We start from the raw sequence: 26,421 nt of genomic DNA on the forward strand, positions 1-26,421 counted from the left end.
CGACGCTACCGTCGAGTTCACTTCAGCCCCGCAGTCTCTGCGCCGCTTCCCTTCCGGGCGCCGCGTGCTCGCCCGGCACCGAGTCCGGATCGACAGTGGCCTGGACCACTCGGTCCTCGTCGCCGGCCAGCAGCTCCGCCCCGCCCGGCACCGAGCGTTTGACCAGCGCCAGCGCGATCGGCCCGAGTTCGTGGTGCTGCGCGACCGTGCCGATCCGGCCGACCACGCGCTCGCCGAGCTTCACCGGGTCGCCGGTCTCCGGCGTGATCTCGGGCGAACCGTCGAGGTGCAGCAGCGCGAGATACCGCGGCGGGCGGCCGACGTTGTGCACCTTCGAGACGGTCTCCTGGCCGCGGTAGCAGCCCTTCGCGACGTGCGCGGCCGAGCCGATCCAGCCGACCTCGTGCGGGATGGTCCGTTCGTCGGTGTCGACGCCGAGCCGCGGATGCCGTGCTTCGACGCGCAGCGCGTCGAAGGTCCACGAGCCGGCCGGACGCGCGCCCGCGTCGGTGAGCCGTTGCCACCATTGAGTGAGCTGCGCACGCGGCACCGCGAGATCCGCGCCCGCTCGCGTCGGCCACGGCATCCGGCGCGCGAACCCGCCCTCGGGCAGCGCGGCCACCGAATACGGCTCGGTGCCGAGTTCGACGCCGAGCACGCTGTCGGTCTCGGGGCCGAGCACCGAAATGACGGCGAGTTCTTCCGTCGCGTCGCGGATTTCGACCTTGGACCAGAACTTCATCGCTTCGAAGTACTCGCGCAGGGTTTGCTTGCCGCCCTTGGGCAACGCGCTCGTGGCGACCGGGCCGGGGTCGCTGTCGAGGTACACCGTCTCGCCGGTGTGCGCGAGCACGAAGTGGGTGTCGACGTGGCCCTGGCTGTCGAGGATGAGCGCCTCGGTGCCCGTGTTCTCGGCGAGTTCGGTGACGTGTTGCGAGATCACCAAATGCAGCCAGGACAAGCGTTCCTCGCCGGTGACAGCGAGGATTTCTCGGTGCGAGCGGTCGATGACGACCACTCCTCGGGCGGCGGTGCGCTGCTCGGCGAACGGATCGCCCCAGTGCCACGGAACTCCGGCTTCCGGATGGCCTTCGGGCGCGGCGACCGCGCGGGGGATTTCGAGCAGCGGCGAGCTGTACGGCATACCTGTAAGGGTAAGTGAGTACCTTGTGGGGATGCGCGTTCTCGCCTTCCTCGACGGTTCACTGGCCGACCCCGAAGCCGCTCACCTCCGGGTGGACGACCTCGGCCTGCTGCGCGGAGACGGGGTGTTCGAAACGATCCTCGTGGCCGTGAAAAAGCCGCGGGAAATGCGTCCGCACCTCGACCGGCTCGCCCGTTCCGCGGCGATGCTGGACCTGCCCGCCCCAGACCTCGACGGCTTCGCCCGCGCCTCGCAGGCGGTCGTCGACGCGTGGCGGGGCGGACCGGAGATCGCACTGAAACTCGTGTACACGCGGGGTGTCGACGGCGATCCCGAGGGCAAGCCGACGGCGTTCGCGCTGGGCCTGGAGGTCGACGAGAAGGTGCTGCGGGCGCGCACCGAAGGCGTCTCCGTGGTGACCCTCGAACGCGGTTTCGGCCCCGAACTCGCCGAGCGTGCCCCGTGGCTTCTGCTCGGCGCGAAAACGGTCTCCTACGCGATGAACATGGCCGCCCTGCGCGAGGCGGCCCGGCGCGGAGCCCAAGATGTGATCTTCACCGCTACCGACGATTCGGTCCTCGAAGGACCCACGTCGACGGTCGTTCTGGCGAAGGAGCGGACGCTCTACACCCCGCCGTCCACTGTTGGCATCCTGCCAGGAACAACCCAGTACGCGTTGTTCCGCGGCGCGGAGAAGGCGGGCTGGTCGGTGAAGGTGGAGCCGTTTTCGGTGGACGATTTGCTGCGCGGGGAAGGCGTTTTCCTCACGTCGTCGGTCCGGAAGGTGACCCGGGTGCACACGCTGAACGGGACGGAGCTGCCCGATTCGACGGCACTGCACGGGGAACTGGTGGCGGCTTACGAGAGCGAGTACTGAGCGGAGTTCGCCTCGATGTGGGCGATGTCCCGCAGGTAAACCCGATCGTGTCTGGCCGCGACATGGCTGGCGAAGCCTTCGTGGCCGGACGCGGCTTGGGTGCGCATGCTCGGACGACCGCGTTCAGTCCGCCGACGAACTTCTGCCGATCTTCCGCCATATCCCCGGAAGCTAGCCCGGATTCTCCGCCCGAGCAGCCGAAATCAGCACCACCGACGGCGTGACCCCCTCCGCTCGATATGCGCTGATCTTGTGGTGCCCGTCCAGCAGCAACGGCCGCGTACCGGACAAAACCACCGCGACTGGCCGGTGTCCGGAGCGGATCGCCGCGCGGTAGTACGCGACTCGCCCGTCGTCGTCCGGCCAGGCGCTCGCCGGGACCAGGTCGGGACCCTCGAAACGTTCGGGGCCGCTGACCCGGTAGTGGCCGTCGACGAGCAACGCCAGCAGGTCGCGGAGGGTTTCCGTCAGCGGGAGGCGCACCTGACCAGTCGCGAGCGCGATGCGCAGCGACTGCGGCAGCTCCGCCCGTCCTCCGGTGTTCAGCTCCAGGAAACCCGCGCCGCCGGTGATCGTTACCCGTTCCACGCTCAGAAGGACGCGTGGAACCGCACCAAGGTTCCGGGGCGTGCTTGAGCGAGTGCTCCGAGTGATGCCCGTCTCACCACCGCGACTACCGGATAACCGCCGGTGGTCGGGTGATCGGCCAGGAACACCAGCGGCAATCCGTTCGGCGGGACCTGGATCGCGCCGGTGAGCACGCCTTCGCTCGGCAATTCCGAATTGGACACAGTGGACACTCGACGTAGCGGCGGCCCGTCGAGGCGGACCCCCACCCGGTTGGATTCCGCGGTGACAGTCCACTGTGCGTTGAGTGCGCTCGCGGCGTCGGCGAACCAGTCGTCGCGGGGGCCGAGCACAACCGGCACGGTCAACTCGGGCGGCGCGGGCGAGGCCGTGACCACGTCGGCACCGGACGGAACGCCACTGACCGGACCGAGGGGGACCGTCGTGCCTGCTTCCAGCGGCGAGGGTCCGAGTCCAGAAAGGACATCGGTCGACCGGCTCCCCAGCACCGGCGGTACCGCGATGCCGCCGGACACCGTCAGGTAGTTGCGCAGTCCGGTGGCGGGTCGGCCGATCGTCAGTTTTTGGCCTGGCTGCAACGGAATCGGCGTGTGCGAGCCCATTTCCCGCCCGTCCACCGAGACCGCGACCGGAGGACCGGTCACCGCGGCGGTGCACGAAGCGGCCGCTCGGATGGCCAGGCCGCCCAGCACGGTTTCGATCCCGGCGGCGTCCTCCGGATTGCCGACCAGCCGGTTGCCGAGCCGCAACGCATCGACGTCGAGAGCACCCGACGGTGGGACGCCCAGATGTGCGTAACCGGGGCGGCCGAGGTCTTGCACCAGAGCCAGCGAACCAGGCGAGACGATCTCCAGCGCGCGCATCAGACGCTCCGGAACCGTACGCGGAGACCAGGCGTGAACAGCGCCGGTTGCTCGGCGGAAGGGTCGAAAAGCGTCGCCTCGGTATGGCCGATCAACCGCCAGCCGCCAGGAGATTCCCGCGGGTAGACGCCGGTGTACTCGTCCGCGATGGCGACCGATCCAGCGGGGACGCGGGTTCGCGGCGAACTGAGCCGCGGCTGCTGCAGTTCGACGGGAAGTCCGGCGAGGTAACCGAAACCGGGCGCGAAACCCGTGAACGCGACTGTGTAGACCGCGCTGGTGTGGAGGGTGACGACCTCGTCCACGCTGAGTCCCGCGTCCTCGGCGACCAGGGCGAGGTCTTCGCCGGAGTAGCGCACGTCCAGAACAACTTCGCGGACATCCGCGGCCGGTGGATGGGACAGATCGGCCGACGCCAGCAAGGAACGCGCAGCTTCCAGAGCGCCCCCGGACGCGACCACAAGCAGGGTGCGGGCCCCAGGGACGATCTCCTCGACGCCGTCGAGCGCGGCTTGGGTGAGCGTCGCCCTGGCCGCGCTCATTTCCTCGAGCGAGGTGCAGTCGAGCAGGGCGGCGTGTTCGCCGTACCGCCGCCAGCGCACGGCGTCTCCCGGAGCCTCAGCCCACCACGCGGCGCAGCAGCGCGGAGGTGTGCGGCTGCATTTCCTGGCCGACCATCGCGCGTTCCTCGACGTACCCGAGGTCGCCGTTCACCAGGCCGTACAGCCGCTGCGCGCCGGTGACCTCCTTGGCCGTCGCGGTGCGGATGACCGCGTCGGTGCCGAGCTCCCAGGCCGTCTGGCTGCGCGGTTTCCCGTAGTACAGCTCGACGATGCCGGAGCTGTGCGTGAGCAGCAGCTCGATGGTGTCGTCCTCCTGCGGCCGCCAGAACCCGGTTTCGCGGGCGGCCGGCCGCAGCACGCTGCCGTCCTCGTTCAGCAGCCACGAGCGCGCCTCGTGGAACAGGAACGGGCGGCCGTCGTGGGCGATGGTCAGCTGCTGGGCGAACTTGATCGGCCCGTCGATCGTCGGGTAGTCGACCTCGCCCTCGCCGCGCCATACGCCGACGAGCGGCAGCAGTGCCAGGCACGCGTCGTTCAGGTTCGGGCCCTCGCGCAGGTTCGCCGTGTCGTTCGGGATCGGAAGGTCGTCCCACAACGGCAGGTTGCGGTCGCGCGTGCTGGCGGCCCGCTTCTCGGCTGCTGCGATGGCTTCGTCGCCACTCGTCATGCTGATCAGCGCTGGTCGGCGTACAGCCGGTAGACGACGTAGACCGCGAACCACACGGTGGCGATGCCCGCGATGATCAACAGGGTCGTAAACAAGGTCTCCACAGCGAGGACAATAGTCCGCCCCGGCTCATCTGGCCCCGCCCAGGGTCGCGGCGGTGAGGACGGTCACCGTCACCAGCATCGAGCCGCCCTCCCGGCGCGCCGTCAAACGCAGTGAAGGGCTCCTCGCGGGAATCAGATTCCCGCGAGGAGCCCTTCACAGACCGTAGGTCAGGCGACCGAAATGGCCAGCTGGTGCAGGCCCGGTCCCTCCGCGGTGACGTTGGCCTCGCCGTTGCCCGTGCGGTGCAGGGCGCGCACCGTCCAGGACCCCTCGGCCGCGTAGAAACGGAAGTCGCCGTCCGCCGAGGACACGACCTCGCCCGCGAAGTCGCCGCCGCCGTCGAGAAGCCGGACGAACGCGCCGCCGACCGGTCCATCGGCGCCGGTGACCTTGCCGGCCAGCACGACCTGGCCGTTGGTGTCGAAGTCCGCCGGGGTCGCGACCTGTGCCGGTGCGCTGCAGCCGTCTGCCATCACTTAGCTCCCAACTCGACCGGAACGCCGACCAGCGAACCGTATTCCGTCCACGAACCGTCGTAGTTCTTCACGTCCTGCTGGCCGAGCAGCTCGTGCAGGGCGAACCAGGCGATCGACGAACGCTCGCCGATGCGGCAGTACGCGATGGTCGGCTTGCTCTCGTCGTAGCCGGCCTCGGCGTAGAGGTCCTTGATCTCCTGCTCGGACTTGAAGGTGCCGTCCTCGTTGGCGACCTTCGCCCACGGCACGTTCAGCGCGCCCGGGATGTGGCCCGGCACCTGCGACTGCTCCTGCGGCAGGTGCGCCGGCGCGAGCAGCTTGCCGGAGAACTCGTCCGGCGAGCGCACGTCGATGTAGTTCTTCGAGCCGATCGACTGGACGACCTCGTCGCGGAAGGCGCGCAGCGACAGGTCCTGGTCCTTGGCCTTGTAGTTGGTCGGCTCGCGCTTGACCTCGTCGGTGTTCAGCTCGCGGCCGTCGAGCTCCCACTTCTTGCGGCCGCCGTCGAGCAGCTGCACGTTCTCGTGGCCGTAGAGCTTGAAGTACCAGTACGCGTACGCGGCGAACCAGTTGTTGTTGCCGCCGTAGAGGATCACGCGGTCGTCGTTCGAGATGCCCTTCTCCGACAGGAGCTTCTCGAAGCCCTCCTTGTCGACGAAGTCGCGGCGGACGCCGTCCTGGAGGTCCTTGCGCCAGTCGAGCTTCACCGCGCCGCGGATGTGCCCGTTGTCGTAGGCGGTCGTGTCCTCGTCGACCTCGGCGAACACCACGCCCGGGGTGTCCAGGTTCTCCTCGGCCCACTGGGTGGTGACCAGGACGTCTTCTCGGCTCATGGAGGCTGACTCTCTTTCTGGGTTGGGGTGTTACGAGGACGCCCGTGCGGGGCTGAAACGCTTGATCAGCAGGTACATCTGGCACCCGAGGCAGTAGTTGAACGCCGCGTTGAGGAACGCGGCGAAAAGCGCGAACGCGGTCGCGACGACGCCGAGCGGCGTCACGCCGGTCGCGAAGCCGATCGTGCCGACGAGCGCGAACACGAACCCGACCGCCTGCGCGAACCGCAGCGGGGCGGCGTCCTCGCGTTCGGTCGGCGGCCCGAGCCGCGGCGCGACCACGAGCCGGTACAGCACCGAGTACGGCGCGGGCTTGAGCCCGACGAACGCGCCGATCGCGAAGACCACGGTCTGCAGTGCGAGCAACGGCCACCACTGCGTGACGAGCACGACGGCGAGCACCACCGTGGTCACGATCGCGGCGAACCTGGGACCTCGCGGGTCTACGGCCGGTCCGGCGGACATGGGTTCCTCCTGCTCAGTGCGAGGGGAAAGCGTGCGGACAGCACGCGGCGAAGACGGGTACGGCGACAGGACGGCGCGAGACGTGCTTCAGCGCCGGCCGGGGAAAGGCAGACACAAGCTGCTGCGCACGCGGCAGAAATCGACCGCGCGGCGCTGCGTCAGGAGGGTGATGGGCAGCTCGTCCACAGGGGGAGGGTACCCAGGCTCGCTCGCTCCCGGAACCATGTTCATTCCTTGGGACGAGGTCCGGATCCTGAGAATCAACCGCCGCGGACGGCGCGAATTGACCGCGCGGGTCAGTGCGACGCGGCGGTGAGATGCGGGCGGAGCGCCTCGAGCAGCTCCGGGCCCTTGGGCACGCCGCCCACGCGCAGCAGTTCCCGGCCCTCCGGGTCCAGCGCGAGCGTAGTCGGCGTGCTGAGCACCGACAGCGCCTGCGCGACCTCGGGACGTTCGGTGACGTCCAGGTCGACGTGGTGCAGGCCGTCGGTCTTCTCCGCGAGCGACGACAGAATCGCCCGCGTGTGCCGGCACGGGGTGCAGAACGTGGTGGAGATCTGCACCAGGGTGACGGCGGATTCCGGATCAAGGGCCTCGGCGACCGGAGCGGGGAGCGGACGCGGCCGCGCGGCCGGTTTGGCGGCGCGGATCCGGCCGTTGCGGGCGTGCAGGACGAGGCCCGCGGCCGTCGCGACGACCAGCGTCGCCAGCAGCACCCACACTCCGGTCACCGGGATCAGCCTCCGTGGTTGGTGGACAGGTCGGAGAAGTTCACGTCGTGCGCTTCGCCCTTGATGGTCACCGAACCGCTGTCCACGCGGACCGCGGTCGGGGTGACCGACAGCGGCAGCCGGGTCGTCGAAATGGACGCCCGGAAGTTCGGCAGCAGAGCTTTCTGCACAGCATCCGGAACGGTCGTGGTGCTCTGGTCATTCCCGAACTGGAGCCGGTACGGCACGATCGAGATCGTCTTCTCCTTGAGCTGGATCAGCGCGAAGCAGAAGATCTCCACCTTCTGCCCGGCCACCTGCACGTCGCCGGAGATCCGCACGCCCGCGCTGGTGCCGTCGGCCGGTTCGCCGTCGGCGTTGGTCGGCGTCGGGTCCGGCTGTTTGCCCTGGTCGGTGTCGCCGTACTTGACATACGCCTGGGTCGACTGCTCGATCTTCAGGTTCTGGATCTTGTTCAGCGGCGAGACCCGCGCGAGGTCGGACGCCTTGATCGTCACCGCGCCGGTGAGCTTGCCGATCTTCACCGCCTTGGTGTTGCCGGACGTGAGGTCCGACAGCGGCGCGATGACGTCCTCGAGTTCGGCGCTCACGCGCAGGTCGCGAAGTTCGCTGCCGACCGGGACGCCGTCGGCCGAAACGGTGATGTGACTGTAGTCACCCGAGAGGGCCTGCACGGTGAACGGGAAACCGTGGATGGTGACCGACGGATCGTCGCTCAGCCCGAGCTGTGCGCGGGCCTTCTGCGAGATCGTGTGCTCGGCGAACGCCGCCGCTCCGAAATCCGCACCGACCAGCAGGAGCACCAGCACTCCCAGCACGATCAGCCACCGCCGCACACGCCTGCCGCGGCGGCCGCCGCCGGGGTACGGGGCCGGTCGGTCGTCCCGGATCACGGGCCTGCTCGCCATCGCCTCGGTTCTCCTGTTCGGGTGGATTTCGTCGTGGTGCGGGTCACGTCCAGGCTGTTCGGCCAGGTGTGATCGATCCAGCACGAGCTAGGTGCCGGGGTGTTCACCCGCTATTCTCACTTAGCACCGACCGACGCCACGCTCGAGGCGACGAATCTGAAGGCGGTGCGGATCATGAGCTTGGACCTGCTGGTGCTGACGGGGGAACTCGACGCAACCTCCGTATTACCCGCGCTGGACCTGCTGCCGCACACCGTACGCGTACGCGAGCCGGAAGTGACGGCCCTGCTCGACGCGGGCCACCGCGACGTCATCCTGCTCGACGCGCGCAGCGACCTGGCGTCCGCGAAGAGCCTGTGCCGCCTGCTCAAGGGCGCGGAGGACGAAGCGGGCACGCCGGTCATCGCGGTTGTCGGTGAAGGCGGCCTGGTGGCGGTCAACTCCGAATGGCGCACTGACGACATCCTCCTGCCTACCGCGGGTCCCGCGGAGGTGGACGCGCGGCTGCGGCTGGCCACCACTCGCGACGGCGTCGGGCTGCAGGCGGACGCCGAACTGCGCGTGGGCGACCTCGTCATCGACGAAGCGACGTACACGGCGAAGCTGCGCCGTCGCACGCTAGAGCTGACGTACAAGGAGTTCGAGCTCCTCAAGTACCTCGCCCAGCACGCCGGCCGGGTGTTCACCCGCGCGCAGCTGCTGCAGGAAGTGTGGGGTTACGACTTCTTCGGCGGCACGCGCACGGTCGACGTCCACGTACGGCGTCTTCGCGCGAAGCTCGGCCCGGAGCACGAGCAGATGATCGGCACTGTGCGAAACGTCGGCTACAAGTTCGAGCGGCCGGCGAAGGGCGCGAAGCCGGTTGTCGCCGTTCCTACCGACGCTTCGGAGCTGACCTCCCGCTGACTTTCGCCGGTAAGGTCGGTTCGTGGCTATCGACGTTGGCGAGTGGACGACCGATCCCGACGACGCGGTGCGCGAAGTGCTGCTCGCGGTCAAAGCGACTGACGGACGTCCCGAGGTCGACGCGACCGGGCCGCTGCCGCGCGAATTCGAGGGCGGGCTGCATCTTCTCGCCCGCTTCGACGGCGCGCCCGCCGGATACGCCCACCTCGATACGGAAGGCGACTCCCACGGCCACCAGGTCGCGGAGCTTTTCGTGCACCCGGAATTCCGGCGTCGCGGCGTCGGTACCGCGCTCGCGCAGGCGGTAGTCGAGCGCGCCGACGCGGGTCTGCGGGTGTGGGCGCACGGTGATCACCCTGGCGCGGCGGCGATCGCGAAGAAACTCGGCCTCGGCCGGCAACGCGAACTGCTGGTTTTGCACGTCGCCGTATCCGGCGCGGACTGGCCGGAACCGGTGCTGCACAACGGTTTCCGGCTGCGCACCTTCGTTCCCGGCCAGGACGAGGACGCGCTGGTCGCGGTCAACGCGCGCGCGTTCGACTGGCATCCGGAACAGGGCGCGCTGACCGTCGCCGAGGTGCGTGCCGAGGAACGACACGCGTGGTTCGACCCGGCCGGCTTGTTCCTCGCGGAGAACGAAAGCGGCGAGGTCGTCGGCTTCCACTGGACGAAGGTCCACGACCCGGTGCCCGGCCGCTTCGACGGCGACCCGGTCGGGGAGGTCTACGTGGTCGGCGTGGATCCGGCTACTCAGGGTAGCGGCCTGGGCAAGGCGCTTACCCTCGCCGGACTCCGCTACCTGCGGGCCCGGGGGCTACCGAGAGTCATCCTGTACGTCGAGGGCGACAACGCCGCGGCTTTGGCTGTCTACAACAAGCTGGGGTTCCAGCGTTTCGAGACCGACGTCCAGTACGGTGCGTGATCACGGTGGACGCGCGGGGTGACTCGTGTTACTTTCCGCGTACTGGCAGGTCACGACCAGGCCACGGCACCCGTTCGGGGTAGTTGCCCTGCTCACAAACGGTGACTTGTTCACCTCCCGTTCACCCAACCTAGGACGCCCGTCCACCGAGGCTGCCTAGTGTCCGGTTTCGGCGCGGCTCACCCGCCGCCCGCCGATCCCGACCGGATACAAAAAGGCACATCTCCGAGTGGAGGAAATGCAGTGAAGATCATGCGGCCCCTGGGTGCCGTCGGCATCGTGGCGAGCGCCGCGCTCGTCCTCGCCGCTTGTGGCTCCGACCCTTCGGCGTCGAACAGCGGCTCGGGCTCGAACTCCGCCGCTCCCGCCGCCACCGGAACCGCCCAGGTCGACTGCGGCGGCAAGAGCCCGCTGTCCGGTGAGGGTTCGACCGCGCAGAAGAACGCGATCGACATCTTCAACCAGGCGTACAACAAGGCGTGCAACGGCCAGAAGGTCAACTACAACGCCACCGGCTCCGGCGCCGGCGTGAAGCAGTTCAACGGCAACCAGGTCGACTTCGGCGGTTCGGACTCGCCGATCAAGGACGCCGACCTCGAGGCCGCCACCAAGCGCTGCGGCTCCCCGGCACTGAACATCCCGATGGTTGTCGGCCCGATCGCGGTGGGCTACCACCTGTCCGGCGTCGACAAGCTGACGCTGACCCCGACGGTCATCGCCAAGATCTTCAACGGCGGCATCAAGAACTGGAACGACCCGGCGATCAAGGCGATCAAGGGCAACGAGAGCCTGAACCTGCCGGACAAGCCGATCCAGGTCGTCTCCCGCTCCGACGAGTCGGGCACCACCGACAACTTCCAGAAGTACCTCGGCGCGGCTGCCAAGGGCGTCTGGACCCAGGGCGCGGGCAAGAAGTTCAACGGCGGCGTGGGCAACGGCGCGCAGGGCTCGAACGGTGTCGCGACCACGGTCAAGGGCGCGGACGGCGCGATCACCTACGTGGAGGGCGCGTTCGCGAAGGACGGCGTCACCGCGGCCCAGATCGACAGCGGCTCCGGCGGCGTCGCGCTGAGCGCGGAGAACGTGGCCAAGTCCCTGGACGCGGCGAAGTTCCTGAAGCCGGGCACCAACGACCTGGCGATGGACCTCAACGCCATCTACTCCAGCAACGTGCCGGGCGCCTACCCGCTGCTGCTGACCACGTACGAGATCGTGTGCTCGAAGTACTCGAACCCGGACGTCGCGAAGGCCGTCAAGGCGTTCCTGTCGGTGGCCGCCACCGACGGCCAGAAGCCGCTGTCGGAGAAGGGCTACGTGCCGATCCCGCAGAGCCTGCAGGACAAGGTGCTGACCGCCGTCAAGGCGATCTCCTGAAGGTCTCCTTGAGCTGGTACGAAGGCTGACAGAGACTAGTCGATGAGAGAACCATCCTCGACGCGAACGCCCACCGGGGACCCCGGTGGGCGTTCGTCGTCCGCTCAAGCGTTCCCGGAGGATCCGATTACGGACAAGCCAGCCGCGCCGGCGCCGGAAGCGCCCGCGCGGAAGAAGCCTTCGAAGGTGCGGGCCGGTGACCGCTTCTTCAAGAACTTGACCACTGGGGCCGGGGCGTTCATCGTCGCCCTGATCGCCCTGATCGGGATTTTCCTGGTCGTGCAGGCCATCCCGGCGCTCAAGGCGGACAAGGCCAACTTTCTGTTCAACCACGGCTGGTCGACCGGCGACCCGGCCAACATGTCGTTCGGCATCGCCGACCTCGCCGAGGTCACGGTGGCGACGTCGGTGGTGGCGCTGATCATCGCGATGCCGGTTTCGCTGGGCATCGCGCTGTTTCTCACCCAGTACGCGCCGCCGCGGCTGGCCCGGCCGTTCGCCTACGTGGTGGACCTGCTCGCCGCGGTGCCGTCGATCATCTTCGGCCTGTGGGGCATTCTCGTGTTCGCGCCCGCGATCGAGCCGTTCTCGCAATGGGTGAACACCACTTTCTCGTGGATCCCGATCTTCGCGCCGGGCAACGTCGCGCCGAACGTGCGCGGCACGATTTTCACCGCCGGAATCGTGCTGGCGGTGATGATCCTGCCGATCATCACCTCGCTGTCGCGTGAGGTTTTCGAGCGCACTCCGACCGCGCAGATCGAGGGCGCGCTCGCGCTCGGCGCCACTCGCTGGGAAGTCATCCGCACCACGGTGCTGCCGTTCGGCAAGGCCGGCTACATCGGCGCGTCGATGCTCGGTCTGGGGCGGGCGCTGGGCGAAACCATCGCGCTGGCGGTGATCCTGCTCGTTCCGCAGGGCCGCAACTTCGACTGGAGCCTCTTCGACGGCGGCGCGACGTTCGCCTCGAAGATCGCCCAGAACTACAGCGAGTTCAACAACCCGACCTCGGCGGGCGCCTACATCGCGGCCGGGCTGGTGTTGTTCGTGCTGACCTTCCTGGTCAACTTCGCGGCTCGTTCGATCGTCGGAAAGAAGCTGAGGTGACCATGTCGACGACTCTCGAACGGCCCGCCACGACGCCGGCTTTCCAGCAGGTGAGCGCTGGTCGCAAGGCCAAGAACGCGTTCGCGACGGTGCTGGTCTGGCTGTCCTTCCTGATCGCCGTGATCCCGCTGGTGTGGGTGCTGTACACGGTGATCGCCTATGGCGTGAAGCGGATTCCGTACAGCAACTGGTGGGGCCAGGACTTCGGTTCGGTCCTGAGCGACGAGGTCGGCGGCGGCGTGCTGCACGCGATCATCGGCACCCTGCTGCAGGGCCTGGTGTGCGCGGTCATCTCGGTGCCGATCGGCCTGCTGGTCGCGATCTACCTCGTGGAGTACGGCCGCGGCAAACTGGCGAGGGCCACGACCTTCATGGTCGACATCCTCTCCGGTGTCCCGTCGATCGTGGCCGCGCTGTTCATCTACGCGCTGTGGGTGACCACGCTCGGCCTGCCGCGCAGCGGGTTCGCCGTGTCGCTCGCCTTGGTGCTGCTGATGATCCCGGTGGTCGTCCGCTCGTCCGAGGAGATGCTCCGGATCGTGCCGGACGACCTGCGCGAGGCCTCTTACGCGCTGGGCGTGCCGAAGTGGAAGACGATCATGAAGATCGTGCTTCCGACGGCGCTGTCGGGCATTCTCGGCGGCATCATGATGGCGCTCGCCCGCGTGATGGGCGAGACCGCGCCGCTGCTGGTGCTCGTCGGCTACACGTCTTACGTCAACTGGAACATCTTCAGCGGGGAGCAGGCGTCGCTGCCGTTGGTGATGAACAACGAGCGCGCCACCAACTCGATGGACCCGGGCAGCGTCGGCTTCGACCGGATCTGGGGAGCGGCGCTCACCCTGGTTCTCATCATCGCCGTGATCAACCTGCTCGCCACGGTCCTTTCCCGCATCCTCGCCCCGAAGAAGAAGTGAGTCATGGCCAAGCGAATCGACGTCAAAGACCTGGACATCTACTACGGCAAGTTCCACGCCGTGGACAGCGTGACGCTGAACGTCCCGCCGCGCAACGTGACCGCGTTCATCGGGCCGTCGGGTTGTGGCAAATCGACCGTGCTGCGCACGCTGAACCGGATGCACGAGGTCATTCCCGGCGCCCGGGTCGACGGTCAGGTGCTGCTCGACGGGGAGGACATCTACGCCTCGGCGGTGGACCCGGTGCAGGTGCGCCGCACCATCGGCATGGTGTTCCAGCGGCCGAACCCGTTCCCCACGATGTCCATTAAGGACAATGTGGTGGCCGGGCTTCGCCTTGGCGGCACGAAAAACCGCAAGCAGCTCGACGAGGTCGCCGAGCGCGCGCTGCGTGGTGCGAACCTGTGGAACGAGGTCAAGGACCGGCTGAACAAGCCGGGCGGCGGCCTTTCCGGCGGGCAGCAGCAGCGGCTCTGCATCGCGCGGGCGATCGCGGTGCAGCCGGACGTGCTGCTGATGGACGAGCCTTGTTCGGCGCTGGACCCGATCTCGACGCTGGCGATCGAGGACCTGATCGGCGAGCTGAAGAAGGAATACACGATCGTCATCGTGACGCACAACATGCAGCAGGCGGCGCGGGTTTCGGACCAGACCGCGTTCTTCAACCTGGCCGGCGTCGGCCAGCCCGGCCGGCTGATCGAGCTGAACGACACGGAGAAGATCTTCTCCAACCCGGACGAGAAGGCCACCGAGGACTACATCTCGGGCCGCTTCGGCTGATTCCACTGTGGACGGCCGCCCTGGTGTTCAGGGCGGCCGTTCTCCGTTTCCAGGCAATAAAAAAACCGCCACCCGCTTGATGTGCCGGGTGGCGGTTTTCGTCGCGGGGTGGCTCAGATGGTCAGGTCTTCGTCGTCGGTGCCGTAGCCGGGCATCCGGCCGGTGACCACGAAAATCATCCGCTTGGCGACCGACACCGCGTGGTCGGCGTAGCGCTCGTAGAAGCGGCCGAGCAGCGTGACGTCGACCGCGGAGGCGACGCCGTGCGGCCATTCGCGGTCCATCAGCACGGTGAACAGGTGCCGGTGCAGGTCGTCGACCTGGTCGTCCTCGGTCTCGAGGTCCTTGGCCGCGGACACGTCCTTGGTCTTGATGATCGCCTCGACCTGGCGGGCGAGGCTGACCGCGGCCCGCCCCATCTCGGCGAAGTACGGCTTGACCGAGTCCGGCAGCACCGGGTCGGGGTGCCGGCGGCGGGCGGCCTTGGCGACGTGCAGGGCGAGATCTCCCATGCGCTCCAGGCTTTCCGCCGCGTGGATGGCGGCGAGCACGGTGCGCAGATCGGTCGCGACCGGGGCCTGCAGCGCCAGCAGCGCGTACGCCTGCTCCTCGCATTCGGCGCGCGCGTCGTCGACCTTCGCGTCGTCGCTGATCACCTGCTCGGCGAGGCCGAGGTCGACCTCCAGCAGTGCCTTGGTGGCCCGCTCCATGGCGTCGGCAACCTGGACCGACATCGCGGCCAGGTTTTCGGCGAGCTGATCGAGTTCGACATGGTAGGCCTCACGCATGAGCACACCCTACGACGTGGACCGTCCGAATACCGCATCGCTGGGTGAACCGCGTATGAACCCCGCCTAACGAATCCGAGCGCTCAGCCGGTGTTGACGACCTTGCGGGAATCGGGGTTGGGCGGCGGCGCGCTGGCCGCGGTTCCGGCCTGCTGGTTGCCCGGGAGAGGAGTGTTGTCGCGCAACGCGTCGAAGAGGCTCTTGGTCCGTTCCTGTACCAGGACTTCGTTGCCGCGCTTGTTCGGCAGGCCGACCGTCGGCACGGTCAGGAAGTTGATGTTGGCCGGGTTGAGTCCGCGCATCGACTGCGCGAGCGTCATCATCTGCTGGACGCCGAGGTTGTCGCCGAACGTAGCGTGCGCGAAAGCGGTGATGAAGCCGGACAGTTTCCCCGGATCCAGCACGACATCCGAAGACATGACCTTCTTGAGCAGCGCCCCGATGAACGCCTGCTGCCGCTTGATCCGTCCGTAGTCAGAGGTCGGGTCGCCCTTGACGTGCCGAGCGCGCACGTAACTCAGCGCCTGGTCGCCGGAAATCGTCACGTCGCCGGTTTCGGCCAGCACTTTGCCGAGCACGGTGTCGTCGATCGGTTTCTCGTTGTGCACAGTCACCCCGTGCACCGCGTCGACCATTTCCTTGAACCCGTTGAAATCGATGCCGACGAAATGGTTGATCCGCAGGCCGGTGACCTTTTGGATCACCTTCGTCATGCATTGCGGCCCGCCGACCGCGTAGGCGGTGTTGAGCTTCGCGGTTTTCTGCTCGGGCACGACCTCGTCGGTAGTCTGGGATTTGGCCGGATCCCAGCGATTGCAGTCCGGCCGGTCGACTTCCAGGTCTCGCGGGAACGAAACGACCACGACCCGCTTACGATCGGCGGGAACGTGCGCCACCATCACCGTGTCCGACCGCGCGCCGGGGATATTGGCCGCGTCCCCGACGTTCTCCTCGGACGAGGCGCCATCGCGGGAATCGGAGCCGACCATGAGGAAGTTCTCGTCATTGGCCTGTGCATCGGCGTTCTGAATGTCCGAAGAGTTTTCGTCCAGGGCGGATACTTGAGCGAACTTGGCGTCAAACCACGTAACCGCACCCCAGGCGACGCCCGTGCCGATGAAAATGAGCGCCACCACCACGATCAACGCGATCCGGCCGATCCGGACGTTGCGCGCGGTATGCCGCTGCTTCTTTTCCTGCAGCCGGGTTTGCTCCGGTTTTTCGGCGGGTTGCTCTTCGTCCTCTTCCTTGTCCAGCAAAACGACCCGCTGCAACGCGGTCCGGGTCTGCTCGAACAAAGCCATCGACCGGGTAGTCAGCCGCTCGCGACGTTCCCGGCGTTTCGCTTCTTCCGCCGCCGCGTCGTCATGTGCGGCCGAGAACCGAGCGAGACTGTGATCGATTTTGCGACGGTATTGAGTCGCCTCGTCGATCGCCTCCATCTCGTCGGTCATCGTGAGCGGATCCATCTCCGCCCGAACCGCCGCGGCGGGCCTGGCCGGAGCGCGCCGGGGCCGTTTGCCAATCGGCCCCTCGACGGCCGGGCTCAGCTGAGTGCGCTCCGGATCAGCGGCGGGTTTGGCGGCCGGGGCCTTCGGGCCGAGCCCGACCCCCTTAACCGGCGTGAACTGCGTCCGATCCGCTGCGGTCTGCTGTTTTCCGTCCAGCACCGGGCTGAGCTGGGTACGCTCGCCTTCGACCTCCGGATTGCCGTGCGGTCGGCCGTTCGGCACGGGCCTGCGCCGGAGACGCCCGTTGTCGGACGCGGAGTTGCGCTGCGGACGTTCGCCGTTGAGTTGAGTCCGTTCGGGGTCCTGAGCCGCGTTCGGATCCGGTTTGCCCTCGCGACGGCGTGGACGTCCGGGCTCGTCCGGCGCGGGACTTTCGCCGTCCAGCGCCGGGCTGAGCTGAGTCTGCTCGAGGCCTTGAGCCGCAGCCAGCCCGCGCACCATACCCGGCCCGCCACGCCCCGCCGAGCCCGCTCGCCTCCGCGGAGCCTGCCCGTTGCGTCCTTGGTCAGCCTGCTTGCCCCGCAACCGGTCCGGCTCGAGCGCCGGACTCAGCTGGGTCCGCTCAAGCTCGTCCTCGGGTTCTGTCCCGCCGGGAACTTCGTCGATGCCGTCGCGGCGCCGCCCAGCCGGTCCAGCGACCCGTCGACCGGGCACGTTCGGGCCAGGCACCTGTTGCCCGCTGGAATTCTGTCCGGGCGTTCGCGGTCCGTCCGGGTCAAGGGGCAGCGCTGGCGCTTCGGGTCCGGGCGTCGGCCCTGCGGCTTCGGGTCCGGCCGTTCGTCGCCTCGCTGGACTGGGCATTCGCTGCCCACCAGACTCCGGGCTGGGCACCCGGTGTCCGCCAGAGTCTTGACCAGGCGTCCGCTGGCCAGCGGAGTCGGGACCAGCCGTCCGGCGCTCGGCAGGATCGAGCCCGCCCGGCATCGGTAACTCTGGACCAGCGATCCGAGGCTCGGCTGGCCCGGACATCGGTTGTGCAGCCGAAGAATGCAGCCCTGCCGCCCGTGGTCCGGCCATTCGCGGACCGTCCAATTCCGGGCCAGGCAATCCGCCGGAGTCCGGACCGGGCCGCCCAGGAGCGTTCTCTGCGCCGTGCGGTCGCCGAGGCCCAGGCGGCTCCGGCGAAACCGGAACCCCGCCCCCCTGCCGAGGCCGGGGCGGAAGCCCATCCGCCCGCCGACGCCGCGGTCGCATCCCCGGCTCCGGCACACCTTGCTCGGCGCTCTCCGACCCCCCGTCGTCGACTGCTCCCCGACTGGGCCCGGACTCGCCCTCAGCGATCCCTCGGCCACCGGCTGCGCGACGCCCCCGAGGTTCTTCCGGCCCAGACCCCTCGGAAAGACCAGTCTCGCCAGGCCCGCTCAAGCTCTCGCGCCGACCACCAGGTCCTGCGTCCCCAGGCGCAACTCGGTACTCGGCATCCGGTCCGGAAGGCTGAGTCAGCCCACGAACCTCGGCCGGACGCGCCCGCCGACCGTTCGACGGCGCCCCGTAGCCACCGGTCTCGCCGCTTCCTCCACCAGGCGCAGCCCGATAAGTCCCGGTCTCCCGACGTCGAGCGCCCCCACCGGACTCGGTGCCACCATCCGGCTCGCCTGTGCTGTTCGATACCGCGCCGCCAAGAAGCGCACGCCCACCCACTCGCGCAGGCCCAGCACCATTGACGTCCGAAACGCCCGTCGGACGCCCGCCGGGAAGTCCAGCGTCGTCTGAAGAACTGCCGCGCCGGGCACTGTCTGCCGGTCCGTTCTCAAGTCCGGGACCATCGGCTACCTCGCGGCTGTGCCGATTGCCGAAGCCGTTGACCCGGCCATCCCCCAAACCGCCGACCGAACCGCCGTCGTCAGCCGTCCCGCCGCGCCGGTTGCGTCGCCCGCTCGCTCGTCGGCCGACAGAGTCGTCGTCATCCCCGGCTGGCTCGCTGTGGCGATTGCCAACTCCGCTGGTTCGCCCGTTTGCCCATCCACCCGCCGATACCGCGTCATCTACCGCAGGTTCGCGGTAGCGCTTAGCCCGTCTGCCAGTCGAGCCGGTGTCTCCTGCGGCCGCCTCGCCGTGCCGCGCGCCGGCCTCGTTGACCTGCCCGTTCGCCAGGCCACCGCCCAGATCCGAGCCGTCTCCCGGTTCGGCGTGCCGGCTGCCGACCTCGTTGGCGTGCCCGTTTGCGCGTCTACCGGCTGCCGCAGCGTCGTCTTCCGCGGTGTCGCCGTGCCGCCCGCCGATCCCGTTGACCTGTCCGGTCGCCAGGCCGCCGTCCAGATCCGAGCCGTTTCCCGGTTCGGCGTGTCGACTGCCGACTCCGTTGGCGTGCCCGTTCGCCCGCCGTCGGCCCGGCTCGGCGCGCCCGTTCCTGCCCGAGAACCCCGCGTCCGGCTCCGCCCGCCGTCGGCCCGGCTCGGGCCGCTCGGCGTCCGCGCGGCGTCGGCCCGGCTCAGCCCGGCGAGTGCCCGGTTCCGCGAGTCGACTTGCCGGTTCCGAATGTTGTGTCCCGGGATCGTCGGAGAAAGCAGGTCGTTCGCCGGTGGTCCGCGCGAGCACATCGGACACGCTGATGCCGCCGTGAGTGTCCATCGAACGGCGGCGTCCTCCGCGAGGGCGAGCCGTGGTGTCGGAATGGCGACCGGTGCCGGGGGTGTTGCGCTCGTCGGGCACTCGGTCTCCTCTCGCACGTCAGGCGCCAGGCTGGGGCGGCTCACCTTTGAACACCCGGCCGCTTCGCCGGGTCTCCCAGGACTCGTCGTACCGGGGGAGCTTTTCGTTATCGTACGGATACCCGCCGTTCGTGACGACACCCTCCCGCGAATTTCTTCACCATGCGTCGCCCTAAGGCACACGGAAGCGGACGAACAGGTGAAGATCGGGTTCAGCGAATGGAGTAATCGCAGACGCGTGTTACTCAGAGTGCGTAATTACCTGTGCGGTCTCGCGGTCGTGAAAAGCGACCTTGTTGCGTCCTGCCCGCTTCGCGGCGTAAAGGAGATTGTCCGCTCGGTGGAGTTGGCGGGGCCCCGATCCAACGCCATGCGCGAGGCCGACGCTGATCGTGACTCGCAGGCCCGGACGGAGTTCTGACCAGGGATGACGGGCGACCCGACGGCGTGCGGCATCAGCGACCCGGACGGCGCCCCGGTGATCGATTCCTGGCAGGACGAGAGCGAATTCCTCGCCGCCGTACCGTGCGCAGAACGCATCGGCCGGCAGCCCCTCTTGGAGGAGATCGGCGACCCGGCAGAGGACACGGTCGCCGAGAAGGTGACCGTACGTATCGTTCACGGACTTGAACCGGTCGAGGTCGACCAAGGCGACGGCCACCGCGGCCGGCAGCTCAGGCAGCCGCTGGTCGAGGTAACGACGGTTGTAGCTCGAGGTGAGCGGATCGCGCAGGCTGCCCGCTCGCGCGATGTCAAGCGCGGAGCGCAGGTGCCGGTAGGCCCGCCGCCAATCGCCGCGCGTCGCGAACAGGTCCGCGATGGACTCGTGCAACGTGAGCAAGTCTGGCGCGGCCTCCCCCGTTCCGAGCTCGTCGTCCGCCGACACTCTGACCTCCGCCACTCCATCGTCTTCGTCGTAAAGGAGCGGCGGCTTGAGTCATCGGTACGTACGAAAGTGAATTTCGCTCAAGTGGACGACGGACTTCCGCTGATGTCACGCAGCGCAGTTCTTCGCTCAGAGCGCGGAGAAGGGCTTTTTGTCCTTGAGCTGCGCGAATTGATCGCGTGCCCAGTAACTCGCGTCAGTGTCCGGATCAGTGATCCACTGTGTGTAATCAGCCCAGGAAATCCATCGCCAGCCGCCCACTTCCTCGGGATTCGGCTGCGGATCGACGTCTGTCCAGGCGGCGAACACCGGACAGAACTCGTTCTCCACGATCCCCTGGAAGGGCGGCGTGCGGTAGCGGTACGTGGGCAGCACGCACTCGAGGTCCTCCAGCGTCTGCAGGCCGAGTTCGTACGAAGCCCGCCGCCGCACGGCGGTCTCCAACGCCTCGGCGGGTGCCGGGTGACCGCACACGCTGTTGGTCCACACCCCCGGCCACACCTTCTTGTGCAGTGCGCGCTGGGTGATCAGCAGGGCGTTGTCCGAACGGCGCAGGACGTAGCAGGAGAACGCGAGGTGCAGCCGCGTGTCTGCGTGATGGCTGGCGAGCTTCGGGCCGGTCTCCCCGGTCGGCACGCCGTCCTCGGTCACGAAGACGACGCGTTCGGTTTCGGCTTCAGTGCTGGTGTCCACTCCGGATACTGAACACCACGCACCACCCGGCCGATACCGCGAGCCGGGTGGCCGTTTCGCCCGATTCGAGTGCCGAGCCTTCACGGACCGCTCAAATCCCCAGCTCGTCGGCTGCCCGACCGAACGACAGCGCAGCCAAGCCTCGGCGTCACCGGCTCCCGAGATGCTCGACAATCAGCGAGGTCAAGGCCTCCGGCGCTTCCTCCGCTACCCAGTGCGACACCTCCTCCAGCATCTCGAACCGGTAGGGCCCGGTGCACCAATTCGCGGTGTCGAGCGCGGCGGTGGAACCGAAGGCGACGTCCTCCGTGGACCACACGTACATCGCCGGCACCGAAACCTTGCCGATCTTCCCGCCTGGACGGCCCGCTCGATACCAGTTCAGGGCGGCGGTGAGCGCACCTGGTTCGGACAGCCGCTGCACGTACTCGTCGATCTTGCTCGGCGGGACGCGGCGATCGAAGATGTCGCGCAGCGCCTTGGCGTTGTCGGCCAGCATGCGGCGCTCGGTCGCGGGCGTCTGCCGCCATTCCGTCATATAGGCCGACCGCAGGTGCTGGTCCTCGTCCGTCCGCATCGCCTCGGCGAGTGCGCCCGGGTGCGGTGTGGACACCACGGTGAGACTGCGCAGGCGCTCCGGGTGCTCGTCGGCCGTCCACCACGCGACCGCGCCGCCCCAGTCGTGGCCGACCAGGTCGAACTTGCTCCAGCCGAGCGTGTCGGCCATCGCGATGACGTCGGACACCAGCGTCGTGATGCCGTATTCGGCCGGGCGCTCGGGTCGCACGTCCGGCGAATAACCGCGCTGGTCCGGCGCGACCGCGCGGTAACCGAGCACGCCGAGCGTCGCCACCTGGTGCTCCCACTCCACGGCGGCCTGGGGAAAGCCGTGCAGCAGCAGTACCGGACGGCCGTCTTCGGGGCCGGCGGCGATGGCATCGAAGGATCCCGCGTCGGTCGGGATGGTCAGCTGGTCGATCACGAGACGCACTCTACGGACCGGCACCGACAGTTTTGGCCGGTCTCGCGCCTAGCCGGTGATCTGAGCTACACGGGAACAACTAAGTTGAGTCGCACGTTAGCAACTTTGCAAGGCTTGGTCAGCGCCCCAGCAGCTGGCCTCAGTTGTCCGAAAGGGGATTCGACAATGCTGATCCGCACCGACCCGTTCGCCCAGTTCGACCGCCTCACCCAGCAGTTCTTCGGCGGCCAGAGCACCGCGCCGCGCGCTGTCCCGATGGACGCCTACCGCGCCGGCGACGAGTACGTCATCCAGTTCGACCTCCCGGGGATCGCCCGCGACTCGATCGACGTGAGCGTCGAGCGCAACGTGCTCACCGTCCGCGCCGAGCGCACGCCGGTCGCGGCCGACGACGCACAGGTCCAGGTGTCCGAGCGGCCGCGCGGCAAGTTCTCGCGCCAGTTGTTCCTCGGCGACACGCTCGACACCGCGCGCATCGCCGCGGACTACGTCGACGGCGTGCTGACGCTGCGCATTCCGGTCGCCGAGAAGGCCCAGCCGCGCAAGATCACCGTCGGCGGAGCGCCGCAGGAGATCGACGCCTGAGGCCGTGACTCAAGTTGTCCCCAGGTTGTCCACAGTGGGTTGTGGATAACCTGGGGACAGTTGCTATCTGCGCAGGTCAGCTGGGGGTTCGCCCGCTTGGCAAGCTGTCGCTCGCGCGATCGTGCGGTTGAGGAGGGACAGCACAGTCGCTCTCGTACTGCGGTCTCTTTGTCGCGCAACGGAGGTTACTTCGCAGCGTCTGCGTTCCTGGCTGTTGCCGCGGACCGTGCGCCTCGGCGATGAGCGACCAGTTTGCGCTGGTCCAGCCTGAATTGGGTCGCGCTCGTCGCGCTGGTCGCGTAGCCAGGTCAGCCGCCGGAATGCATGTCCTCGGCCTCGGGGACGCAGTCGTCGTCCGGGTCGTCGAGCCAACCGTGCGGGAGCGTCACCTTGCCCGGCGAGCCCTGCCGCCCGCGCGGACCCGTCGCGGCGTCCGGGAACGGGGCGTCGTGGTCGAGCTGCGCGATCAGGTCGTCCAGCTGGTTCATGCTCGTCACCATCGCGAAGCCGCGCCGCAGCTCGGAGCCGACCGGGAAGCCCATCAGGTACCAGGCCATGTGCTTGCGGATGTCGCGCATGGCCTTGTCCGGGCCGTCGTGCTCGATCAGCAGTTCCGTGTGCCGCCGCAGGACGCGCGCGACCTCGCCGAGGTTCGGCCCCGCCGGGATCTCGCGACCTTGGAAGGCGGCTTCCAGCTCACCGAACAGCCACGGCCGACCGAGGCAGCCGCGCCCGACGACCACGCCGTCGCAGCCGGTTTCGGCGACCATGCGGAGCGCGTCGTCCGCGCTGAAGATGTCGCCATTGCCGAGCACCGGGATGCTGGTGACCGCTTCTTTCAGCGCCGCGATCTTCGACCAGTCAGCCTGACCCGAGTAGCGCTGCGCGGCCGTGCGCGCGTGCAAGCTGACGGCAGCCGCGCCCTCGGCCTCGGCGATGCGCCCTGCATCGAGGAACGTGTGGTGATCGTCGTCGATGCCGACACGGAATTTCACGGTGAACGGAACGCCGCCCTCAGCCGCCGCCTTCGCCGACTCGCGCACGATGTCCGCGAACAGCCGCCGCTTGAACGGCAGTGCCGCACCGCCGCCCTTCCGCGTTACTTTCGCGACAGGGCAACCGAAGTTGCTGTCCACGTGGTCCGCGAGCCCCTCGCCGACGATGATCCGCACCGCTTCGGCCATGGTCTTCGGGTCGACCCCGTACAGCTGCATGGACCTCGGCTTTTCGTGCTCGCCGAAGGTCATCATGTGCATCGTGCCGGGGTGCCGCTCGACGACCGCGCGCGCGGTGATCATCTCGCACACGTAGATGCCCGCGCCGTACTCCTGGCAGAGCTGCCGGAACGCCACGTTAGTGATGCCCGCCATCGGAGCGAGCACGACGGGAGGATCGACCTGGTAGGGGCCGATCTTCAACGTGGGCGCGCTCAACGTGGCAGTCACACTTCCATTGTCGCCCGTGACGTACGGCACATGCATCCGGGCACGTCGGCGGCCGCGAGACCATCTCGTGTCCAGCCTTTGAGTAGTGCTACGGATCCGATCATCGTGCCGTTTCGCCGACGCTGTCCGGTATGACCACCGAAGCTGCAACGCTCCACCGCCTGGCCGGCGAACTGGACGACCTCGGCCGCCGCCTGACACACGTAGGCACCGAACTCCGCGCGGTGCGTCCCCAGCCCGAGTCGGCCGCCGACCAGCGCAACGGGACGCCCGTCGCGGACGCGGCGGCAGACCCCCGGCCGACGCCGGGCGATCCGGACAGCCACGTCGAGCCGGCAGCGTTGACCGGAGAGGTGCCGCGGGAGGCTTACCCTCCTGGCGTCGCTGAGCCCTTCCGCTCCGGCCACACGGCTGCGGAAGGTATTGCCGACGAGACAGGCTCTTCCGCCGCGCCGGACCAGGCAGCCGAGCCCGCTCGCCTCGGCGAGTCAGGCCACCCTGTCGAGCCGGGCACAGCTGCTGAACCCGGTCACCCGGTCGAACGGGGTCACGCCGATGCGCCGGGCGAGCCGTCCGCGTCAGCCAGTTCGGCCGGACAGGGCCGAGTCGCCGCAGCCGCCGCCACCACCGAACCCGGCGGCCCCGGCCAACCTCCCGCGCCTGGTCCTGCCGCGCCTGGTCACCCTGCCGCGCCTGGTCACCCTGCCGCGCCTGGTCACCCTGCCGCGCACAACGCCCCGACTGCTCCGGGCCACTCGCCCGCCCCGGGCTACCCAGCTGCCCAAGGCCCGTACTTGTACCCGGCCTACGGGGCTGCGCACGGGACAGCGTTCCACCCCCACCCGGGCTACCACCCTTACGCAGCTCCGTATTCCGCCCAAGCCACGCCTGGCGCGACCCACCCGTCGACGCCACAACCCGGGGCTCAGCAACCCGCTGCCGACGACGTCCCAGCCGGACAGTCCGCCGCCCAGCCGGGCCACGGACAGTCCACTGCCGACCAGTTCACCGCCGGACAGCCCGGGCAAGGACACCCACAGTCGGCTGCCCAACAGCCGCCCTACGGCCAGTCGCCCTTCGCTCAGCCTCCTTACGGCCAGCGGCCCTATGCTCAGCCGCCCTACACCCCTTCTCCGACGCTCCGTGAGCGACTCAGCCGAGAAGGCGCCGGTTCGCGGCTGCTGGCATGGATCGGCGGTGCGGTGACGTTGCTCGGGGTCGTCCTGCTGCTGATTCTGGCCATCCAGCGCGGCTGGCTCGGCCCGTTGCCGCGGGTCGCGGTCGGCGCTGCGTTCGGCGGGATCCTTGTCGGCGCGGGTGCTTGGCTGCACCGCAAACCTGTTGCGCGCACCGGAGCGTTCGCCCTTGTCGCGACGGGGGTCGCGACGCTCTATCTCGACACTGTCGCTGCCACCTCCTTGTACGATTTCCTGCCGGTTCCCGCCGGGCTCGCGGTCGGCTTGGCGATCGCGGTGGGCGGCCTTTTGCTTGCGGTCAAATGGGATTCCTCTCTCCTGGCGATTGCCGTGGTGGGAGGATGCGGAGTGTGTGCGCCCCTGATCACTTGGGGCTTCACCGGTGAACTCGTGACGTTCCTTCTCATGATCCAGATCGCGACCGTCCCTGTCCAGCTTCGACGGTCATGGTGGCCACTTTCGTTTACTGCGGCCATTCCGCCCTTGACAACGGCGCTGATCGGCGTCGGTCTGCGCACCTTGCCGTTGTGGGCAGTGATTGCCGCCGGTGCGGTCAGTGCGGCGGCAGCGCTGGTCGCGTTGCGGCGCAACGACAATGAGCCTTACTCGCTGTCTGTTCTCGCTGTTTCCCCATTGCCGGTTCTGGTTGCCGCGCTGGTGCGGGACAAGCCGGAATCCGTGCTTCTTGCGGGCGGAGCGGCAGTTGTTCTCATCGCGACCTGGACCATCGTGCGTGGGAATTCCGGTACTGTCGCGGGAATCGGTGGTCTGGTAGCCGCGATGCAGGCGACCGTCACGCAGTTCGATGGCGGAGCTGTCCTGCTTGGCGAAGCGGTAGCGCTCGCGTTCGCGGCGAAGTTTGCTCGAAACCGATTCGCGCTAGGCGGTTCTCTCGCCTTCGGGGTGATCGGCGGGCTGTTCGCGCTCGGTTCTGACGTGACCCCGGCGTTGCTGGTGCTCCCGCATTGGCATCCGCGCGATCTTCTCTTTACCGCGCTGTGCTCGGCCGCACTTCTCCTCGCGACGGCTATCGCGTTGCCGTGGGCGGCAACGCGGCTCAACGTGGTGAAATCGGACAGCCTTGCGCCTTGGCTGCCTGCGGGATTGTGTGCGCTCTACGGTGCCGCAGGGCTAGTCCTCGCCGCGTCCATGCTCGTAGCCCCTGGTCGCGCCGGATTCCTGGTTGGCCACACACTTGTCACGGTTTCCTGGACGGTGGTGGCGTTCGTCCTTCTCCTGCGGGGAATCGAGGTAGTCGCCTTGCGGATCACCGGGTTGGTTCTGGTGGCTGCTGCGGTCGCGAAGCTCGTATTGTTCGATCTCGCCGCGCTGGATGGGTTGGCGCGCGTGGGCGCGTTCCTCGGCGCTGGGGTGATCCTGCTGGTGGCGGGCGCCCGGTACGCGCGGGTTGTCGCGTCGCGCTGAACTTGCCAGAAGTCCCCCGATCCGGGGAATCGA

General features: G+C 68.4%; 26 protein-coding genes. 9 read left to right on the forward strand and 17 right to left on the reverse strand.

Going from position 1 to position 26,421, the window contains the following annotated elements; genetic code table 11:
• Window positions 1-22: 22 nt before the first annotated feature.
• On the reverse strand, window positions 23-1,144 hold the full coding sequence (ygfZ, locus tag H5411_RS21395) for a CAF17-like 4Fe-4S cluster assembly/insertion protein YgfZ (RefSeq protein WP_183124824.1): 1,122 nt from the start codon (window positions 1,142-1,144) through the stop codon (window positions 23-25).
• A gap of 31 nt (window positions 1,145-1,175) precedes the next feature.
• Between ygfZ and H5411_RS21400 the strand changes: the two genes are divergently transcribed.
• Entirely contained in the window at window positions 1,176-2,021 is an 846-nt protein-coding gene (locus tag H5411_RS21400) for an aminodeoxychorismate lyase (RefSeq protein WP_183124825.1), read from the forward strand.
• Here H5411_RS21400 and H5411_RS48495 read toward each other — a convergent pair.
• The 10 genes from H5411_RS48495 to H5411_RS21445 all read right to left on the reverse strand — a co-directional run bounded on the left by H5411_RS48495 (window position 2,003) and on the right by H5411_RS21445 (window position 8,220).
• Window positions 2,003-2,128 carry a hypothetical protein gene (locus H5411_RS48495; RefSeq protein WP_281377276.1) on the reverse strand — a complete coding sequence of 42 codons (126 nt, stop codon included), beginning with the start codon at window positions 2,126-2,128 and terminating at the stop codon, window positions 2,003-2,005. The genes H5411_RS21400 and H5411_RS48495 overlap by 19 nt on opposite strands.
• A 64-nt stretch (window positions 2,129-2,192) precedes the next feature.
• A complete protein-coding gene (locus tag H5411_RS21405) occupies window positions 2,193-2,609 on the reverse strand; it encodes a hypothetical protein (RefSeq protein WP_183124826.1) in 417 nt (138 codons plus the stop codon).
• 2 nt (window positions 2,610-2,611) lie between these two features.
• Window positions 2,612-3,472, reverse strand: a complete 861-nt coding sequence (locus H5411_RS21410) for a 5-oxoprolinase subunit C family protein (RefSeq protein ID WP_183124827.1) — start codon at window positions 3,470-3,472, stop codon at window positions 2,612-2,614.
• Window positions 3,472-4,074 (reverse strand): 5-oxoprolinase subunit B family protein, encoded by a 603-nt coding sequence (locus H5411_RS21415; RefSeq protein WP_183124828.1) that lies wholly within the window; start codon window positions 4,072-4,074, stop codon window positions 3,472-3,474. The genes H5411_RS21410 and H5411_RS21415 overlap by 1 nt, the downstream gene beginning before the upstream one ends.
• 16 nt (window positions 4,075-4,090) lie before the next feature.
• The gene (locus H5411_RS21420; protein ID WP_101436993.1) at window positions 4,091-4,702 is read right to left on the reverse strand and encodes a heme-binding beta-barrel domain-containing protein; all 612 of its coding nucleotides are present in this window, start codon (window positions 4,700-4,702) and stop codon (window positions 4,091-4,093) included.
• Window positions 4,703-4,974: 272 nt separating this feature from the next.
• On the reverse strand, window positions 4,975-5,280 hold the full coding sequence (locus H5411_RS21425; protein WP_037353959.1) for a DUF1416 domain-containing protein: 306 nt from the start codon (window positions 5,278-5,280) through the stop codon (window positions 4,975-4,977).
• Entirely contained in the window at window positions 5,280-6,116 is an 837-nt protein-coding gene (locus H5411_RS21430; protein WP_101436995.1) for a sulfurtransferase, read from the reverse strand. The genes H5411_RS21425 and H5411_RS21430 overlap by 1 nt, the downstream gene beginning before the upstream one ends.
• Window positions 6,117-6,146: 30 nt before the next feature.
• Window positions 6,147-6,581, reverse strand: a complete 435-nt coding sequence (locus H5411_RS21435; protein WP_101436996.1) for a DUF4395 domain-containing protein — start codon at window positions 6,579-6,581, stop codon at window positions 6,147-6,149.
• 296 nt (window positions 6,582-6,877) lie between these two features.
• Window positions 6,878-7,312, reverse strand: coding sequence for a TlpA family protein disulfide reductase (locus H5411_RS21440; protein WP_101436997.1), 435 nt, complete (start codon window positions 7,310-7,312; stop codon window positions 6,878-6,880).
• A gap of 5 nt (window positions 7,313-7,317) precedes the next feature.
• On the reverse strand, window positions 7,318-8,220 hold the full coding sequence (locus H5411_RS21445; RefSeq protein ID WP_183124829.1) for an LmeA family phospholipid-binding protein: 903 nt from the start codon (window positions 8,218-8,220) through the stop codon (window positions 7,318-7,320).
• 174 nt (window positions 8,221-8,394) lie between these two features.
• On the opposite strand from H5411_RS21445, the gene H5411_RS21450 reads away from it, so the two are divergent.
• From H5411_RS21450 to pstB, 6 genes are all read left to right on the forward strand, one after another.
• Window positions 8,395-9,126: a winged helix-turn-helix transcriptional regulator gene (locus tag H5411_RS21450; RefSeq protein WP_183124830.1), complete on the forward strand. Its 732-nt coding sequence runs from the start codon at window positions 8,395-8,397 to the stop codon at window positions 9,124-9,126.
• A gap of 22 nt (window positions 9,127-9,148) precedes the next feature.
• Window positions 9,149-10,048, forward strand: a complete 900-nt coding sequence (mshD, locus tag H5411_RS21455) for a mycothiol synthase (RefSeq protein ID WP_183124831.1) — start codon at window positions 9,149-9,151, stop codon at window positions 10,046-10,048.
• A 243-nt stretch (window positions 10,049-10,291) separates the two neighbouring features.
• Window positions 10,292-11,422 carry a phosphate ABC transporter substrate-binding protein PstS gene (gene pstS / locus H5411_RS21460; protein WP_101436999.1) on the forward strand — a complete coding sequence of 377 codons (1,131 nt, stop codon included), beginning with the start codon at window positions 10,292-10,294 and terminating at the stop codon, window positions 11,420-11,422.
• Between the two features lie 186 nt (window positions 11,423-11,608).
• The gene (pstC, locus tag H5411_RS21465; RefSeq protein WP_101437000.1) at window positions 11,609-12,529 is read left to right on the forward strand and encodes a phosphate ABC transporter permease subunit PstC; all 921 of its coding nucleotides are present in this window, start codon (window positions 11,609-11,611) and stop codon (window positions 12,527-12,529) included.
• Between the two features lie 2 nt (window positions 12,530-12,531).
• Window positions 12,532-13,446, forward strand: coding sequence for a phosphate ABC transporter permease PstA (gene pstA, locus H5411_RS21470; RefSeq protein ID WP_101437001.1), 915 nt, complete (start codon window positions 12,532-12,534; stop codon window positions 13,444-13,446).
• Window positions 13,447-13,449: 3 nt separating this feature from the next.
• Window positions 13,450-14,226 (forward strand): phosphate ABC transporter ATP-binding protein PstB, encoded by a 777-nt coding sequence (gene pstB, locus H5411_RS21475; protein WP_183124832.1) that lies wholly within the window; start codon window positions 13,450-13,452, stop codon window positions 14,224-14,226.
• 113 nt (window positions 14,227-14,339) lie between these two features.
• Here pstB and phoU read toward each other — a convergent pair whose 3' ends face one another.
• The 5 genes from phoU to H5411_RS21500 form a co-directional block, all read right to left on the reverse strand.
• A complete protein-coding gene (phoU, locus tag H5411_RS21480; RefSeq protein ID WP_183124833.1) occupies window positions 14,340-15,014 on the reverse strand; it encodes a phosphate signaling complex protein PhoU in 675 nt (224 codons plus the stop codon).
• Between the two features lie 83 nt (window positions 15,015-15,097).
• A complete protein-coding gene (locus H5411_RS21485; RefSeq protein ID WP_312878510.1) occupies window positions 15,098-17,179 on the reverse strand; it encodes an LCP family protein in 2,082 nt (693 codons plus the stop codon).
• A gap of 2,238 nt (window positions 17,180-19,417) precedes the next feature.
• Complete coding sequence (locus tag H5411_RS21490) at window positions 19,418-20,077, reverse strand: GGDEF domain-containing protein (protein WP_183124834.1); 660 nt, start codon at window positions 20,075-20,077, stop codon at window positions 19,418-19,420.
• A 114-nt stretch (window positions 20,078-20,191) separates the two neighbouring features.
• Window positions 20,192-20,755 (reverse strand): isopentenyl-diphosphate Delta-isomerase, encoded by a 564-nt coding sequence (gene idi, locus H5411_RS21495; RefSeq protein WP_183124835.1) that lies wholly within the window; start codon window positions 20,753-20,755, stop codon window positions 20,192-20,194.
• 148 nt (window positions 20,756-20,903) lie between these two features.
• Window positions 20,904-21,737 (reverse strand): alpha/beta fold hydrolase, encoded by an 834-nt coding sequence (locus H5411_RS21500; protein ID WP_183124836.1) that lies wholly within the window; start codon window positions 21,735-21,737, stop codon window positions 20,904-20,906.
• Window positions 21,738-21,902: 165 nt separating this feature from the next.
• Here H5411_RS21500 and H5411_RS21505 point away from each other — a divergent pair, with 165 nt between their 5' ends.
• Entirely contained in the window at window positions 21,903-22,322 is a 420-nt protein-coding gene (locus H5411_RS21505; protein ID WP_101437006.1) for an Hsp20/alpha crystallin family protein, read from the forward strand.
• Between the two features lie 308 nt (window positions 22,323-22,630).
• Here the strand turns inward: H5411_RS21505 and dusB are convergent, their stop codons facing one another.
• Window positions 22,631-23,803 (reverse strand): tRNA dihydrouridine synthase DusB, encoded by a 1,173-nt coding sequence (gene dusB, locus H5411_RS21510; protein WP_183124837.1) that lies wholly within the window; start codon window positions 23,801-23,803, stop codon window positions 22,631-22,633.
• Window positions 23,804-24,969: 1,166 nt separating this feature from the next.
• On the opposite strand from dusB, the gene H5411_RS49800 reads away from it, so the two are divergent.
• Entirely contained in the window at window positions 24,970-26,388 is a 1,419-nt protein-coding gene (locus H5411_RS49800) for a DUF2339 domain-containing protein (RefSeq protein ID WP_463672089.1), read from the forward strand.
• Window positions 26,389-26,421: the final 33 nt, after the last annotated feature.

It is taken from the genome of Amycolatopsis echigonensis (assembly GCF_014174495.1).
Taxonomy (GTDB): domain Bacteria; phylum Actinomycetota; class Actinomycetes; order Mycobacteriales; family Pseudonocardiaceae; genus Amycolatopsis; species Amycolatopsis echigonensis.

Bases quoted from the DNA above. Each gene is read 5' to 3' on its own strand.
- ygfZ (WP_183124824.1), bottom strand. From the start codon at position 1,144: ATGCCGTACAGCTCGCCGCTGCTCGAAATCCCCCGCGCGGTCGCCGCG.
- H5411_RS21400 (WP_183124825.1), top strand. From the start codon at position 1,176: ATGCGCGTTCTCGCCTTCCTCGACGGTTCACTGGCCGACCCCGAAGCC.
- H5411_RS48495 (WP_281377276.1), bottom strand. From the start codon at position 2,128: ATGCGCACCCAAGCCGCGTCCGGCCACGAAGGCTTCGCCAGCCATGTC.
- H5411_RS21410 (WP_183124827.1), bottom strand. From the start codon at position 3,472: ATGCGCGCGCTGGAGATCGTCTCGCCTGGTTCGCTGGCTCTGGTGCAA.
- H5411_RS21420 (WP_101436993.1), bottom strand. From the start codon at position 4,702: ATGACGAGTGGCGACGAAGCCATCGCAGCAGCCGAGAAGCGGGCCGCC.
- H5411_RS21425 (WP_037353959.1), bottom strand. From the start codon at position 5,280: ATGGCAGACGGCTGCAGCGCACCGGCACAGGTCGCGACCCCGGCGGAC.
- H5411_RS21430 (WP_101436995.1), bottom strand. From the start codon at position 6,116: ATGAGCCGAGAAGACGTCCTGGTCACCACCCAGTGGGCCGAGGAGAAC.
- H5411_RS21435 (WP_101436996.1), bottom strand. From the start codon at position 6,581: ATGTCCGCCGGACCGGCCGTAGACCCGCGAGGTCCCAGGTTCGCCGCG.
- H5411_RS21445 (WP_183124829.1), bottom strand. From the start codon at position 8,220: ATGGCGAGCAGGCCCGTGATCCGGGACGACCGACCGGCCCCGTACCCC.
- H5411_RS21450 (WP_183124830.1), top strand. From the start codon at position 8,395: ATGAGCTTGGACCTGCTGGTGCTGACGGGGGAACTCGACGCAACCTCC.
- pstA (WP_101437001.1), top strand. From the start codon at position 12,532: ATGTCGACGACTCTCGAACGGCCCGCCACGACGCCGGCTTTCCAGCAG.
- pstB (WP_183124832.1), top strand. From the start codon at position 13,450: ATGGCCAAGCGAATCGACGTCAAAGACCTGGACATCTACTACGGCAAG.
- phoU (WP_183124833.1), bottom strand. From the start codon at position 15,014: ATGCGTGAGGCCTACCATGTCGAACTCGATCAGCTCGCCGAAAACCTG.
- H5411_RS21505 (WP_101437006.1), top strand. From the start codon at position 21,903: ATGCTGATCCGCACCGACCCGTTCGCCCAGTTCGACCGCCTCACCCAG.
- dusB (WP_183124837.1), bottom strand. From the start codon at position 23,803: ATGCATGTGCCGTACGTCACGGGCGACAATGGAAGTGTGACTGCCACG.